General features: G+C 73.3%; 14 protein-coding genes. 12 read left to right on the forward strand and 2 right to left on the reverse strand.

What is annotated here, in order from left to right; all coding sequences use genetic code 11:
• The first annotated feature begins 2 nt into the window (after positions 1 to 2).
• The 9 genes from ACFYUV_RS28670 to ACFYUV_RS28710 all read left to right on the forward strand — a co-directional run bounded on the left by ACFYUV_RS28670 (position 3) and on the right by ACFYUV_RS28710 (position 9886).
• Positions 3 to 1259, forward strand: coding sequence for an MFS transporter (locus ACFYUV_RS28670; protein ID WP_387673130.1), 1257 nt, complete (start codon positions 3 to 5; stop codon positions 1257 to 1259).
• Entirely contained in the window at positions 1256 to 2107 is an 852-nt protein-coding gene (locus tag ACFYUV_RS28675) for an SDR family NAD(P)-dependent oxidoreductase (protein WP_387673133.1), read from the forward strand. The genes ACFYUV_RS28670 and ACFYUV_RS28675 overlap by 4 nt, the downstream gene beginning before the upstream one ends.
• On the forward strand, positions 2104 to 2610 hold the full coding sequence (paaI, locus tag ACFYUV_RS28680; RefSeq protein ID WP_387673136.1) for a hydroxyphenylacetyl-CoA thioesterase PaaI: 507 nt from the start codon (positions 2104 to 2106) through the stop codon (positions 2608 to 2610). The genes ACFYUV_RS28675 and paaI overlap by 4 nt, the downstream gene beginning before the upstream one ends.
• Positions 2607 to 3920: an MFS transporter gene (locus ACFYUV_RS28685; protein ID WP_387673139.1), complete on the forward strand. Its 1314-nt coding sequence runs from the start codon at positions 2607 to 2609 to the stop codon at positions 3918 to 3920. The genes paaI and ACFYUV_RS28685 overlap by 4 nt, the downstream gene beginning before the upstream one ends.
• Before the next feature lie 24 nt (positions 3921 to 3944).
• On the forward strand, positions 3945 to 5201 hold the full coding sequence (locus ACFYUV_RS28690; RefSeq protein ID WP_387673142.1) for a phenylacetate--CoA ligase family protein: 1257 nt from the start codon (positions 3945 to 3947) through the stop codon (positions 5199 to 5201).
• Between the two features lie 191 nt (positions 5202 to 5392).
• Entirely contained in the window at positions 5393 to 7267 is a 1875-nt protein-coding gene (locus ACFYUV_RS28695) for a hypothetical protein (RefSeq protein WP_387673144.1), read from the forward strand.
• On the forward strand, positions 7251 to 8714 hold the full coding sequence (locus tag ACFYUV_RS28700) for a hypothetical protein (RefSeq protein WP_387673147.1): 1464 nt from the start codon (positions 7251 to 7253) through the stop codon (positions 8712 to 8714). Before ACFYUV_RS28695 ends, ACFYUV_RS28700 begins: the two co-directional genes overlap by 17 nt.
• Positions 8715 to 8723: 9 nt before the next feature.
• Positions 8724 to 8846 (forward strand): putative leader peptide, encoded by a 123-nt coding sequence (locus tag ACFYUV_RS28705; RefSeq protein WP_387673150.1) that lies wholly within the window; start codon positions 8724 to 8726, stop codon positions 8844 to 8846.
• An 80-nt stretch (positions 8847 to 8926) separates the two neighbouring features.
• Positions 8927 to 9886 (forward strand): TauD/TfdA dioxygenase family protein, encoded by a 960-nt coding sequence (locus ACFYUV_RS28710; protein ID WP_387673153.1) that lies wholly within the window; start codon positions 8927 to 8929, stop codon positions 9884 to 9886.
• An 89-nt stretch (positions 9887 to 9975) separates the two neighbouring features.
• Here ACFYUV_RS28710 and ACFYUV_RS28715 read toward each other — a convergent pair whose 3' ends face one another.
• Both ACFYUV_RS28715 and ACFYUV_RS28720 read right to left on the reverse strand, forming a co-directional pair.
• The gene (locus tag ACFYUV_RS28715) at positions 9976 to 11124 is read right to left on the reverse strand and encodes an acyltransferase family protein (protein WP_387673156.1); all 1149 of its coding nucleotides are present in this window, start codon (positions 11122 to 11124) and stop codon (positions 9976 to 9978) included.
• 98 nt (positions 11125 to 11222) lie between these two features.
• Entirely contained in the window at positions 11223 to 11423 is a 201-nt protein-coding gene (locus ACFYUV_RS28720) for a hypothetical protein (protein ID WP_352329981.1), read from the reverse strand.
• A 204-nt stretch (positions 11424 to 11627) separates the two neighbouring features.
• On the opposite strand from ACFYUV_RS28720, the gene ACFYUV_RS28725 reads away from it, so the two are divergent.
• The 3 genes from ACFYUV_RS28725 (at position 11628) to ACFYUV_RS28735 (ending at position 14913) form a co-directional block, all read left to right on the forward strand.
• Positions 11628 to 12947, forward strand: coding sequence for an aminopeptidase P family protein (locus ACFYUV_RS28725; RefSeq protein WP_387673158.1), 1320 nt, complete (start codon positions 11628 to 11630; stop codon positions 12945 to 12947).
• Positions 12948 to 13009: 62 nt separating this feature from the next.
• Positions 13010 to 13915 (forward strand): dihydrodipicolinate synthase family protein, encoded by a 906-nt coding sequence (locus ACFYUV_RS28730; protein WP_358292699.1) that lies wholly within the window; start codon positions 13010 to 13012, stop codon positions 13913 to 13915.
• Positions 13912 to 14913 carry a proline racemase family protein gene (locus tag ACFYUV_RS28735; RefSeq protein WP_387673161.1) on the forward strand — a complete coding sequence of 334 codons (1002 nt, stop codon included), beginning with the start codon at positions 13912 to 13914 and terminating at the stop codon, positions 14911 to 14913. Before ACFYUV_RS28730 ends, ACFYUV_RS28735 begins: the two co-directional genes overlap by 4 nt.
• The last annotated feature ends 30 nt before the right edge of the window (positions 14914 to 14943 follow it).

Below are 14943 nucleotides of genomic sequence, written 5' to 3' on the forward strand. Positions count from 1 at the left end.
GGATGCCGGGGTCGCTCGGCCGGGAGTTCGGCCTCTACTGGAGCGGCCAGACGGTGAGCCTGCTCGGCGACCGGATCACCGTGTTCGTCGTGCCGACGCTGATGATCTTCGTGTTGCACGCCTCCGCGCTGGAGGTCGGCATCGTGGCCATGGCCCAGTACCTGGGCATCCCGCTGCTCGGGCCGATCGCCGGGGTGCTCGTGGACCGGTGGGACAAGCGGCTGACCATGGTCGTGTGCGACCTCGTCCGGCTGGTGGCGGTGGGGGTCATCCCGGTCGCGTACTGGTGCGGGGTGCTCTCGACGCCGGTGCTGTTCGTGTGCGTGGCGCTGATCAGCGGCGCGACCATCTTCTTCAACATCGGCTACCTCGTCGCCGTGCCGACGACCGTGCCGCAGGACCGGCTGGTGCGGGCGTACTCCCGGCTGGAGGGCAGCAGCACGGTGTCGGAGGTGGCCGGGCCGTCGATCGCGGCGGGCCTGTACCACCTGCTCGGCGTCGCCTCGCTGCTCGTGGACGCGGCCAGCTACCTGGTCTCGGCGGCCTGCCTGCGGGCCATGAAGCCGTGGGGCGTCACGACCGGGGAGCGGGTGCCGGTGCGCTCGCGGCTGATGCTCGGCTTCCGGCTGAACTGGGCCGACCCGGTGCTGCGCCGGGTGGTGCTGGCCGCGGTGGTGCTCAACTCGGGCGGGCCGGTCTTCGTCACGGTCCTGCCGGTGCTGGCCTACCAGGGGCTCGGCGTCTCGGTGGGCGTGTTCGGCGCGGCGATGTCGGCGGCGGCCGTCGGCGCGGTGCTCGGCGCGCTGGCCGCCCCGAAGATCAGCGACCGGCTCGGCCTCGGCCGGACCATGGCCTGGGCGCTGCTGCTGCACTGCCTGGTCGGCCTCGGCGTGCTGGCCGCGCCCGCGCTGCCCGCCGCGGCGGTGATCGGCGTGACGTTCGGCTGCTACGGCTTCTTCATGTCGTGCATCAACGTGTGCAGCGCGCCGATCCGGCAGTCGCGGATGGCCGCCGAGAACCAGGGCGTCATGCACGCCGCGTTCCGCACGGCGACCTGGGGGGTGATCCCGCTGGCCGCGCTCGCGGGCGGGTCGGCGGTCACCCTGCTGACGCCCGCGCTGGGCGTGCTCGGCGCGGCGCAGGCCGTCATGGCCGGCGGCACGCTGCTGGCGGCGTTCTCGTTCCTGCCCGCCTCGGGGATCCAGGCCCACATGGACCGGGCCGAGCCGCGGGCGCACCTGGCGGGGAGCGCGTCATGACGACTGTGCTGATCACCGGGACCTCGTCGGGGATCGGGCTGGCCACCGCGGTGACCGCCGCACGGGCCGGGCTGACGGTGGTGGCCACCATGCGCGACCTCGGACGCGACGGCGACCTGCGCGCGGCGGCCGACCGGGCCGGCGTCACCCTGGACGTCCGCCAGCTCGACGTCACCGACCCCGCCTCGGCGCGGGCGTGCGTGAAGGGCGTGCGCGAGACGTACGGAGGGCTGGACGCGCTGGTCAACAACGCGGGCGTGTCGAACTTCGACCCCACGATGGAGATGTCCACGCCGGAGGCGCTGCGCGCCAACTTCGAGGTCAACTTCTTCGGGGTGATCGAGGTGAGCCGGGTGGCGATGCCGCTGCTGCGGGCCGCCGGAGGGCGGCTGGTGACGGTCGGCAGCGTGCACGGAGTCGTGGGCCAGCCGTTCAACGAGGCGTACGCGGCGGCGAAGGCGGCGGTCGAGGGGTTCATGGAGAGCCTGGCGCCGGTCGCGGCCGCGCACGGCGTACGGGTGAGCGTGGTGGTGCCCGGCTTCGTCTCCGACACCCGGTTCGGGATTTTTCCGGACATCAACCGGAAGACCATCCGGGCCGCCTCCGGCCCGTACGCCCCGGCCTTCGACGCCTACCTCGACTGGGTGTGCGGCCCCGGCTGGGAGGGCGCCGGCCAGACCTCCTGGCAGGTGGCCGACGTGATCGTGGCCGCGCTGACCGCCGCCGACCCGCCCTTCCGCATCCCGACCGGGCCCTGGGTGTCGCGGTACGTGGCCGGCAAGCTCGCCGACCCCGACGGCTCGGCCGTCCAGGCCATGGCCAGGACCTGGCTCGGAGCCACCCCATGACCGCCCCCGCGCCCGACCCCGCAAAAGGCCCTGCGACCGACCCTGCGACCGACCCTGCGACCGACCCCGCGACCGACCCCGCGACCGACCCCGCGACCGACCCCGCGACCGGCCCCGATCCGGCCTGCCGGGCGCTCGGCATCGCGCTGGAGGAGGCCGCCGGCGGCCGGGCCCGGCTGCGCATGCGCGTCACCGAGGACATGGTGAACGGGCACGGCGTCGCCCACGGCGGCTACCTGTTCCTGCTCGCCGACGCCGCCTTCGACCACGCCTGCAACAGCCGCGGCCCGGTCATGCTGGCCCACAGCGCCCAGGTGACGTTCCTGCGCCCGGCCGCGGCCGGCGACGTGCTGGTGGCCGAGGCCACGGAACGGGCAAGACACGGTCGGCACGGAGTCTACGACGTCACCGTGCGCCGCCCGGCCGGCGAGATCGTCGCCGAGTTCCGCGGCCACGGCGTCGTGGTCGCCGGCCGTCCCATCAACGAAGGGAAGACCTCATGAACCGGCGGACCGGACGCTGGATCGAGCACTGGGAACCCGAGGACCCGGGGTTCTGGGCGGCCGTCGGACGCCGCGTCGCCACCAGAAACCTGATCTTCTCCATCTTCGTCGAGCATCTCGGCTTCGCGGTGTGGCTGCTGTGGAGCGCCGTGGTCGTCCTGCTGCCGAAGGCGGGCTTCCCGTTCACCGTCGACCAGCTCTTCTGGCTGGTCGCGGTGCCGAACCTGGTCGGCAGCACGCTGCGGCTGCCCTACACCTTCGCCGTCTCGGCCTTCGGCGGGCGCAACTGGAACGTGGCCAGCGCCCTGCTGCTCCTGGCGCCGACGGGGCTGCTGGCCTGGCTGGTCACCGATCCGGCCAGGCCCTACTGGATGTTCCTGGCCGCCGCCGCCACGGCCGGGCTCGGCGGCGGCAACTTCGCCTCCTCCATGGCCAACGTCTCCTACTTCTACCCGGAGCGGCGCAAGGGGTTCGCGCTGGGCGTGAACGCGGCCGGCGGGAACCTGGGCGTGGCGGTCGTGCAACTGCTGATCCCCCTGGTGGCGGCGGGCGGCCTGGCGTACGCCGGGCTGGTGTGGATGCCGCTCGTCGTGGCCGCCGCGCTGTGCGCGTACCTGTTCATGGACAACCTGGCCGTCGCCAGGACCGGCTTCGGCACCCAGGGCAGGGCGTTCCTGCGTCCGCACACCTGGGTCATGTCCTTCCTGTACATCGGCACCTTCGGCTCGTTCATCGGTTACTCGGCGGCGTTCCCGCTGGTCGCCCGGTCGGCGTTCGCCGAGTCCGCCTCGCCGTACCTGGCCTTCCTCGGACCGCTGGCCGGGTCGCTGGCGCGGCCGGTCGGCGGCTGGCTGGCCGACCGGTACGGCGGGGCCAAGGTCACCTCGTGGTCGTTCGTCGCCATGGCCGCCGGGGCCGTGGCCGCGCTCGCCGCGCTCGGCCGGCACAGCTTCCCGCTCTTCCTGGGCGCGTTCCTGCTGCTGTTCGTCGCCTCGGGGGCGGGGAACGGGTCCACGTACCGGATGATCCCGGCCATCTTCACCGCGCAGGCCCGGCACGGGTCTCCGGACGAGCGGCTGCGGGCCAGGCGCGAGGCCGCGGCGGCCATCGGCATAGCCTCCGCGGTCGGCGCGTTCGGCGGGTTCCTCATCCCCCGCGGCTTCGCCGTCTCGCTTGCCGGGACGGGTTCCGTCGCGCCCGCACTCCAGGTGTTCATCGGCGCCTACGCCGTCTTCCTGGCCACCAACTGGTGGTTCTACCGCCGCCGGGTGCTGGCGCGGGTCCCGAGCCTCGCCCACAGCCGGATCTGAGCATCGACGACCAAGGAGTGACACATGCCCGCCAAGTCCCTGCGTGACCTGATCGACTTCGCCCGTCGGCACTCGCCGTTCTACGCCGAGCTCTACCGGGACCTGCCCGACGGCGTGGACGACCTCACCGCGCTGCCGATCATCGACCAGAACGCCTTCTGGGCCGCCAACACCTACCCGGACAACAGGCTGCTGACCGGCCCCCTGACCGACGCCGGCGTCTACGCCTCCGGCGGCACCACCGGGGCGCCCAAGTTCTCCCCCTGGACGCGCTCCGAGCACGCCGACTCGGTGACCGCGTTCGGCGCCGGCATGGTGCAGGCGGGCCTGCGGCCCGGACACCGGGTGGCGAACCTGTTCTCCGCCGGCGAGATGTACGGCGGCTTCCTCTACATCGAGCACGCCCTGCACAACGCCCCCGTGGAGAACGTGCGCCTGCCCATCGCCTGCCACGCCGAGGACGGCTACATCGCCGACCTGATCGAGCTGTTCGGCGTGCACGTGCTGGCGGGGCCGCCGATGAAGCTCGGCAAGGTGGCCGAGGCGGTGATCGCGCGCGGGCGCGGCGCGGACACCGTGGAGCTGCTGCTGTTCGCCGGCGACCTGCTCTTCGACGACCTGCGTCCGCAGCTCGCCAAGGCCTTCCCCGGCGCGGCGATCGCCTCGCTCGGCTACGCCTCCGTGGACGCCGGGCTGATCGGCGGCCCCGTGGCGGGCACGGACGTGCGGGTGCACGCGGCGTTCCCCGACCGCACCCTGGTGGAGCTGCTCGACGAGGTGACCGGCGACCCGGTCACCACGCCCGGCGTGCGCGGGCGGGTGGTCGTCACCAACCTGTTCAGGACGCTGATGCCGGTCATCCGCTACCCGGTCGGCGACCTGGGGGAGTGGACCGACGCGGAATGCCGGGCCTTCCGGCTGGTCGGCAGGACGTCGGAGGGGGCCAGGGTGGAGACGGTGGCGATGTCCAGCGAGGCCGTCCGGGCCGTGCTGGTCGCCGCCGACCCGGACCGGGCGATGTCGGCGATGCAGATGGTCCAGCGCCGCTGGGACGGCAAGGACGGCCTGCTGCTCCGGCTGGCCAGCACGCAGGAGCCGCCGCCCGGCCTGACCCAGCGGCTCGTGGACGCCGTGTACGCGGCCAAGCCGCTCTACCCGAAGTCCGTGGCCGAGGGGCTGGTGCACCCGCTGACCGTCGAATGGGTGCGGCCGTCCGAGCTGGTGACGCACCCGCGTACCGGCAAGGTGCTGCAGGTGGTGGACGAGCGCCCGCACTCCTGACCCCGGCCCGGAGCCTCCGGCGCCGACCGGAGGCTCCGGATTCATCCGGATTTTTCCGTCGCCGCCCGGTACCTCGTTTCTATGATGGAAACGAGCGTCCGCGGGGCGATGCTCACCCAGGGCTCACCCAGGGCTCACCCAGAGCTCACTCGGGCACGCACCGGCTGACGACGACCGAGCAGGTTGCTGCGATGGCGGATTCGTTCAACGACGCGCACCTTCGCCTGGTGACGAAGGAGTGCCTCCCGCTCGGGAGCGGCGACCGGCTCCCGGTCATCGTGCTGCTCGGCCCCGACGGCACCGACCGCGAGGTGTGCCTGACCCGCGTCTGGAGGAGCGTCACCAGGCCCGAGTCGCCCCGGGTGCGGGTGGACTTCCGGCTGCCGGGGCTGCGCGACGCGCCGGTGGTCAAGACCGTCGAGCGCATCGCCCACGACCTGATGGAGACCTCCAGCGTCCGGCTGCCCCGGGTGGTCTTCGCGCTGCACGTGCTGGCCCTGGACCCGCGGGACCGCTCCGACAACGAGCTGGCCGGCGAACTGGACGACCTCGTGGACGGCGGCGACCCCGAGCGGCTGTCCGACGCCCTGTCCCTGCTGCGCGACCTGCTCGGCCGCATCCCAGGAGCTGAGCCGCTGGCCGCGCTCACCTCGGTGCTCCAGTACGCCGCGCGGGGCCAGCGCCGCCGCGTGGTCAGGCTGCTCAACGACAAGGGCAGGACGTGGCTGGCCGCCCAGATGGCCAACGGCAACGTGATCGACCTGGCCAGGCGGCGGGACGGCCACGGCGGCGACCCGTCCGGGTCCGCCGGGGCGATCCTGTGCCGGGCCCTCGTCGCCGACCTCACCGACTCCTGGTCCAAGAGCCACCGCCACGCCCGCAGCTGCCTGCTGCTGCTGGAGGGGGCCGAGACCGCGGCGGGCCGCGCGCTGCTCAGGGCGCTCGGCCCGGCCAAGGGCGCCGACCCGCTGCTGGTGGTGGCGGAGTCGAAGGAGTGGCTGCCGATGGGCGGCTCGTGGGCGCGCCCCGGCACGGTCGTGCCCGGCGCGGCCCACCCGCCCACGCTGGCGGAGGCGAGCTACCGCGACTGGCGGGCCGGCTACGACGCCCGGGAGCAGCCGTGGTGGTACCCGGTGCTGATGCCGCCGCTGGAGGCCGACAGGTCGCGCGCCTACGCCTCGGCCGTCCGGGAGCTGACCGGCGGCCATCCGGCCGTGACCCGGCGTCTGGGCAGGCTCGCCGCCACGGCCCAGGACGACGACGCCTTCCGCGCCGTCGTGTGCGGCGAGGACCTGCTGCGCTGGCCCGACCGGCTGCACCTGGCCCACCTGGACGAGCTCACCGACTGGGCGGCGGCCAGGAACGTGGACGACGCCGAGAGCGCCCTGCTCAAGCGGGCCGGCCGGACGCCGAACCTGCGCAACGAGCTGGCCGACCTGCTCTGGCTCGACCGCCGTCCGGAGGAGCGGGACCCGCACGGCCGCTACGAGGGGGCGCGCGGCCCCCAGGTCACCGTGATCCACCCGTGGCTGCGGCGGCTGCTGCTGCACCGGCTCGCCGTCACCGGCCGCTGGGACGATGTGCACGGGGACCTGGAACGTTTCCACCTCGGCCCCGGCGGCGAGGAGAACCCGCGCAGCCTGCACCACCGCCTGGCCCGCGTCGGCCGGGACGACCCCGAAGGCCATCTGACCCACGTCGCCGAGCACCTGCACCGGCTCTTCGACCGGCTCGACGTGCGCGAGGACGGCCGCAGCCGCCTGCCGGAATGGCTGGCCGGCTTCAACGAGGTGACCACCGCCCCCAACCGGCTGCCGCTGGTCACCCCCCTGGACGAGCTGTACGACTCGCTGGTGGCGACCGCCGTCCCGCACGAGCGCGGGGACTGGCTCGTCGTGGTCAGGGCCCTGGTCGTGGACCGCTGGTTCTGGCTCGACCCGCTGCTCGACCCGTCCGGGAGCCGGGCCGAGCAGGTCGCACGCGGGCTGCGGGACCTGGCCAGGCGGTCGGCCACCAGTCCGGCGATCTTGTTACGGGAGGCCGACAGGTATGAGCGACGACGGTGACCTCGGCGCGGCCGGGGCGGGCGATCCGGCGCCGGCGGAGGTCGGTGCGCAGTGGGCGGCGGGCCGCCGCAACCGCGTCCTGCTGCGCAGGGCGCTGGCGGGGGCGCTGGTGGTGGCGGCCGTCGTCGTCCTCGGGCTCTACGTCAGGACGTCGCGGCTCACCGACGACAGCGACGCCTTCGGCCCCGACCTGGCGCCGGTCATGAGCCGCATCGCCGCCGAGAACGCCGCGGTGGAGAAGGAGCACCCGGACGACTTTGTGACCGTCGTCGCGATGTTCCCGATGACCGGCTCCCTCACCGACATCGCCCTGAACCGGGAGAGCATCAGGCACGGACTGGAGGGCGTCCACCTGGCGCAGGTGTGGCGCAACCGGCAGCCGTCCTCGCCGCCGTACGTGCGGGTGCTGGTCGCCAGCGACGGGCCGCAGGACTGGGAGGCGACGGTCGAGGCCGTCCGGGACCGGACCGCCCAGGAGCACATCGTGGCCGTGACCGGGCTGGGCGCCAGCACCGGCGCGACCCGCAGGACGGTCGCGAGCCTGAGCGCGAGCCGGTACGCGATGGTCTCGGCGGTCATCACCTCCGACGAGCTCACCGGCTTCCCCGGCCTGGCCCGCGTCGCGGCCCTGAACAGCGAGCAGGCCCAGGCCGGGGTGGTGCACGCCAGGAAGGTCAACCCCGGGCTCAAGGCGGTCGTGATCAAGGACCTCAACCCGGCCGACAGCTACGTCAAGACCCTCGCCCGGTTCTACACCGGCTCGCTGGCCGGCCGGGAACGCGTGATGGAGCTGTCCTTCGACTCCTCGACCAGGTTCTCCGGCACCGTGCTCGACGTCATCGCCGAGCGCGTCTGCAACTCGGGCGCGAACACCGTCCTGTACGCCGGGCGCAGCGAGCAGCTGCCCGCGCTGATGCAGGCGCTCAGCCAGCGCGAGCGGTGCGTCCGGCCCGGCGTCACCGTGGTCACCGGCGACGACGCCAGCGAGATGAACCGCAAGGTCGACCTCGGCATGTGGGGGGACACCCGGATCCGGCTCTTCTACACGGCCCTGGCCCACCCGGCGAGCCTCGCGCTGCCCGGCGGCGGGGTGCTCACGGCGATCCGGGCCAGGTTCGAGGGCGACGACCCCGACAGCTTCCGGCGCATGTTCCCGCACGAGAGCCTCGACGACGGCATGGCCATCATGCACCACGACGCCATGTTCGTGGCCCTGGAGACGGCCAAGGCGTTCGCCCGCGAGCCGGACGTGCCCTCGCCGCAGGACATGGCCAACATGCTGACCAGCGGCACGGTGTCGGTCGAGGGCGCCAGCGGCCCGATCAGGATCGTCGAGGGCGGCGCCCGCCAGACCAAGGAGATCCCGATCCTCCAGCTCAACCCGGACGGCACCTCGGCGTACTCGGGCCGGGTCACGGTGACGGACGGCGGCCCCGGCAGGAGCTGACCACCTTTCATGCATTACCTATTGCTTTTGTGGGAAATTTCGCGCAGGATCAGAGGCGTGAAGAGCCTTCTGGTGGGCCGCCTCCACGTCGACCTCCGGCGGCAGGCGAGCGCGCTCTGTGCCGTGCGGTGACCTCCGGGTCCCCGCTCTCCTCGGACGCCCGAGCGTCCTTCCCCCAGACCTTCCCCGAAGCTCAGAGGAGTGGCCCCACCATGTCGACACCCACCAGCGTGCTCACCGTCCGGCGGGTCGCCGGGCACATCGGCGCCGAGATCACCGGCGTCGATCTGGCCCACCCGCTCGATCCGTCCGTGGTCGAGGAGATCCGCCAGGCGCTGCTCGCGTACAAAGTCGTGTTCTTCCGCGGGCAGGAGCTCGACCACGCCGCGCAGATCGCCTTCGCCCGCCAGTTCGGCGAGCTGACCCACGCCCACCCGCACGAGGACGCGCCGCCCGAGGAGTTCCCGCAGATCCTGACCATCGACCCACGCCGGTACGAGAAGCGTTACGGCGTCAACTACCGCGAGCTCTACCAGCGCAGGCGCTACTCCTACTTCTCCGGCTGGCACACCGACGTCACCGCCGCCGTCAACCCGCCCGCCGCCTCGATCCTGCGGGCCGAGACCGTGCCGGAGTTCGGCGGCGACACCCAGTGGACGAACCTGGTGGCCGCCTACGAGGGCCTGTCCGCGCCGCTGCGCGACCTGGTGGACGGCCTGCGCGCCGAACACCGCTTCCTGGCCGGCTACCAGGCCGCCGAGGAGGACGGCAAGCTGGTCAAGCGCATCAACGACAACCTGCTGATCTCCGTGCACCCGGTGGTGCGGGTGCATCCGGAGACCGGTGAGCGGGCGTTGTTCGTCAACCCCGGCTTCACCGACCACATCGTGGGCCTGTCGGCCGTGGAGAGCCGCCGCATCCTCGACCTGCTGTACGAGCAGCTCACCCGGCCCGAGTACACCGTGCGGTTCCGCTGGCAGCCCGGCAGCGTCGCCTTCTGGGACAACCGCGCCACCGCCCATCTCGCCCCGTCCGACCTCGACCACCTCGACGTGCCGCGCAGGCTGCACCGGGTCACGCTGATCGGCGACCGTCCCGTCGGACCCGACGGGTTCGTCTCGGAGATCGTGGCCGGAAGGGAGTTCAGGGCGCAGTCACTCGTGGTCGCCTGACGGCGGCGGCCACCTCCGCGAGCGGGACCCGCTCGCGGCACCGGACGCGCGGGCGGGGGCTGGGGGGTGCCCGCCCGCGGCGTCGGTCGCTACTTCCTGACGGTCGGTCCCTGCTTCTGGACGGCGGCGCGCGACCCGCTCAGCCGGCGGCCGAGCCGCTGGGCCGGGGCCTCGATCACGTGGTACGTCACCAGGCACAGCGGGATCAGGACCAGGTAGTACAGCACCAGGTTCGGCAGCAGGCGCAGCAGCAGGGGATGCAGCAGGTAGACGGAGAAGCTGATCACGCCGAGCCGGGTCAGCACGCGCGGGAACGCCCTGTGGCGCAGCGCCAGCCCCACCCCGAACACCGCGAACGCGAGCACGAGCGCGGGCGCCCATCCCGGGTCGTCCTTGGCGGGGACGCCGCAGGCCACCACCGCCAGGCAGGCGAGCCCGGCGGTCCGCCAGGAGATCACGCCCTGCTCGGCGCGGTGCACCGCGGTCCCGGCGAACATGGCGGCCAGGATGATCACGCCCTGCCAGGTGCCGGCCCGGCTGCCCAGGACCACCAGCGCCAGCCCGAGCAGCCCGCCCGCCGCGGCGGCCGCCGTACGGGCCCGGCCGTCCCCGAGGACGGTGACCGCGATCGCCGCCACGACCGCGAGGACGAGCAGCGCGGCGGTCAGGTCGGCCCCGCCGTTGATCGACGCGCCCGGCAGCAGCAGCCCCGCCGGCACGGCCAGCGCCGCCAGCGCGACGGCGATCCCCGCCGACCTGCGGGCCTGGCCGGTCGCGAACAGCGCCACGCTGATCAGGTAGAACGCCATCTCGTACGACAGCGTCCAGGTCACGCCGATGACGGGCGGCAGGTTGACCAGCTCCTGCAGCATCGTCAGGTTGCCGAGCGCGACCAGGGGCGCGGGACGTTCGCCGAGGCGCGGATCCAGCGGGACCAGGCCCCCGAGGGCGAGCAGGAACGCCAGGCCGAGGGCGGCGAGCAGCAGCGGCAGCAGGCGGAAGGCCCGCCCGGTCCAGAAGGCGCGCAGGTCGCCGCGCCGTTCCAGGGACGCCGGGATGATGTAGCCGCTGACCAGGAAGAACACGAAGACGCCCCACGTGCCGAGGTCGATCCTGCGGTCCACGACCGCCCACGCGGCGGGGACGAAGGACCAGCCCGCGTGGTGCGCGGTGACGGCCAGCGCGGCGGGCCCCCGCAGGGCGTCCAGCCAGGCCAGCCGGGCGGAGGCGGGGGACATCTGTCGGATTCTAGGCCATTTGCGACAGAACCCTCCCTGACCGGACGGCCGCCCGGATCGCAGCCGGCTTCATGCTTCCCCAGGCCGGATCGCCTTGCTCAGCGGGACGGCGAACGCCGCAGGCGCAGGCCGATCACCACGACGGCGACGCCCACCAGCAGGACCACCGGCCCGATGACCGCCCAGGCGGTGTCGCCGGTCATCACGCTGCCGCCCACCACGCCCAGTCCCTGGAGCGCCCAGAGCCCGCCCACCAGGGCCAGCAGCACGCCGACGACGATGAGGATCCAAGAGGTCATCGTTCTTCCCGTCTCTCGTCCCGCCGCGCTCGTTCCGCCGCGGGGGCTCCGTGTGCGTGATGATCGCGTGGCTTCCGCAGAGTAACCGAGCCTTTGTCACGATATGCGGATTTTTCTGGTCACCTCTTGGCGGCGGCTTCCTGTCGTCCTAGTGTTCAGTGCAATGCCACACATTACTGAGCCCTATGGAAGGAGTGATCCCCGGTGCGTGACGGCAGGCCCCCGAGGCTGTCCGAGATCCCCGCGTTCGCCGCGTACATGAACACCGGCTGGGGCACCCCCGACCGCACGCCGCGCGTGGTGCCCGGCGCGGCCGAGGCCGCCGCCGCCCACCGGGCGCGGCTGGCCGAGGCGCTGCCCGGCCGGAAAGTCGTGCTGGCCGCGGGGCAGGCCCCGATCCGCAGCAACGACATGGCCTACGACTTCCGTGCCGGCAGCGACTTCGTCTGGCTGACCGGCTGCCAGATCGAGAACGCCGTCGTCGTGCTGGAGGGCGCCGAGGCCACCCTCTACGTGCCACCGCCCGCCGTCCCCGGCGACCCGGCGTTCTTCACCGACTCCAGGTACGGCGAGCTGTGGGTGGGCGCCGCGCCCGGCCTGGACGACTGGGCGAAGGCGCTGGGCGTCCCGGTCAAGCCGCTGGCCGAGCTGACCACCGAGGTGACGGACGACCAGGAGGCCGCCCGGGTCCTCGCCGAGCTGCGCATGTACAAGGACGACTGGGAGCTCGGCCAGCTGCGCGAGGCGGTGGACCGCACCGTCGAGGGGTTCGCCGCCGTCGTCCGGGAGATCCCCGTCGCCGTGGCCGGGCGCGGCGAGCGGTGGCTCCAGGGCACCTTCGACCGGTACGCCCGCGCCTACGGCAACGGCCCCGGCTACCCCTCCATCGTGGGCTCCGGCCCGCACGCGCCCACCCTGCACTGGGTGCGCTGCGACGGCCCGGTCACCCCCGGCGAGCTGCTCCTGCTCGACCTCGGCGTCGAGGCGGAGAGCTGCTACACCGCCGACGTCACCCGCACCTTCCCCGTCTCCGGCCGCTTCACCCCGGCCCAGCGGCAGGTGCACGACCTGGTCGAACGGGCCCACCGGGCCGCGCTCGCCGCCGTCGCGCCCGGCCGCCGCTTCAGCGACTTCCACCACGCCGCCATGGAGGTCGTCGCGCACGGCCTGGCCGACTGGGGCCTGCTGCCGGTCTCGGTGGACGAGGCGCTGTCCGACGCCGGCCAGCACCACCGCCGCTACCTGGTCTGCGGCGTCGGCCACCACCTCGGCCTGGACGTGCACGACTGCGGCCGGGCGAGCCAGGAGTCCTACCAGGACGCCGTCATGGCCCCCGGCATGGCGCTCACCGTGGAGCCCGGCCTGTACTTCCACCCGCACGACCTCACCGTCCCGCCGGAGCTGCGCGGGATCGGCGTCCGGATCGAGGACGACCTGGTGGTCACCGGGCAGGGCGCCGACGTGTTGTCGGCCGCGCTGCCCCTGGACGCCGACGGCCTGGAGAAGTGGATGGCCGCCGGGTAGGTAGTCGCTGTGACATTGCACCGCATAATCTCTCGAATATCCCCATGTGAGGAGACCTCAGCATGACCACCTCCGCCACGCCGTGGCGCGGCATCCACGTCGCGACGGCCCTGCCCTTCGCCGACGACCTCTCCGTGGACTACGACGGGTTCGCCGAGCACGTGCGCTTCCTGGCCGAAGGCGGCTGTGACGGTGTGACGCCCAACGGCTCGCTGGGCGAGTACCAGACGCTCACGCCGCAGGAGCGGGCCCGCGTCGTCGAGACGGCCGTCCAGGCCGCGCCGCCCGGGTTCGGCGTCATGCCGGGCGTGGCCGCGTACGGCTCCATGGAGGCCCGCCGGTGGGCCGAGCAGGCCGCCGAGGCGGGGGCCACGTCCGTGCTGCTGCTGCCGCCGAACGCCTACCGGGCCCCGCGCGAGGCCGTCGTCGCCCACTACCGGGAGGTCGCCAAGGCCGGGCTGCCGGTCGTGGCCTACAACAACCCGTTCGACACCAAGGTCGACCTGACCCCCGCCCTGCTGGCCGAGCTGTACCACGAGGGCCTGATCGTCGGCGTCAAGGAGTTCACCGGGGACGTGCGCAGGGCGTACGAGATCGCCGAGCTGGCGCCGGAGCTGGACCTGCTCATCGGGGCCGACGACGTGCTGCTGGAGCTGGGCCTGGCCGGGGCCGTCGGCTGGATCGCCGGGTACCCGAACATGATCCCGCAGTCCACGACCCGCCTGTACCGGCTGGCCACCTCGGGTGACCCCGCCGACCTGCCCGAGGCGCTGCGCGTCTACCGCGACCTGCACCCGCTGCTGCGCTGGGACTCCAAGCCCGAGTTCGTGCAGTCGATCAAGCTGTCCATGGACCTGGCCGGGCGCAGGGGCGGCGCCTGCCGTCCGCCGCGCCTGCCGCTCGCGCCCGAGCTGGTCGCCCGCATCACCGCCGACACCGAGGCCGTCCTGGAAAAGGGCTACAAGTGAGATCACGTCGCACCTTCCACGCCGTCGACTCCCACACCGAGGGCATGCCCACCCGCGTGATCGTCGGCGGCGTCGGCGCCATCCCGGGGGCGACCATGGCCGAGCGCCGGCTGTGGTTCATGGAGAACAGCGACGACGTGCGCACGCTGCTCATGTACGAGCCGCGCGGCCACGCCGCGATGAGCGGGGCGATCCTCCAGCCGCCCACCCGGCCCGACGCCGACTACGGCGTGCTGTTCATCGAGGTCTCCGGGCTGCTGCCGATGTGCGGCCACGGCACGATCGGCGTGGCGACCGTCCTGGTGGAGACCGGGATGGTGCCCGTGGTCGAGCCGGTCACCACGATCCGGCTCGACACGCCGGCCGGGCTCGTGGTGGCGTCCGTGGCGGTCGAGGACGGCGCGGCGACCTCGGTGACCATCCAGAACGTGCCCTCGTTCGCGTACGCGCTGGACCGCAAGGTCGAGGTGCCCGGCTTCGGGGAGATCGGCTACGACCTGGCCTTCGGCGGCAACTTCTACGCCTTCGTCGAGCTGGCCGAGCTGGGACTGCCCTTCGACCGGGGCCGCGCCGGCGACCTGCTGTCGGCCGGGCTCGCGATCATGGACGCCGTCAACGAGCACGACCGCCCGGTCCACCCCGAGCGGCCCGACATCAACGGCTGCCACCACGTCTACCTGGCCGCCCCCGGCTCGACGGCGCAGCTGTCCAGGCACGCCATGGCCATCCACCCCGGCTGGTTCGACCGTTCGCCGTGCGGCACCGGCACCAGCGCCCGCATGGCCCAGTTCCACGCCAGGGGCGAGCTGGCCCTCGGCGACGACTTCGTCAACGAGTCCTTCATCGGCACCCGCTTCACCGGGCGGCTGCTCGGCGAGACCACGGTCGGCCCGCTGCCCGCCGTGCTGCCCTCGATCACCGGCCGCGCCTGGGTCACCGGCACCTCGCAGTTCCACCTCGACCCGACCGATCCCTTCCCGGCGGGGTTCCTGCTGTGAGCCGCCGGGCGGGCGGCGCGAAGGGCACGC

Source organism: Nonomuraea sp. NPDC003560 (assembly GCF_042878785.1).
In the GTDB taxonomy this organism is placed as follows: domain Bacteria; phylum Actinomycetota; class Actinomycetes; order Streptosporangiales; family Streptosporangiaceae; genus Nonomuraea.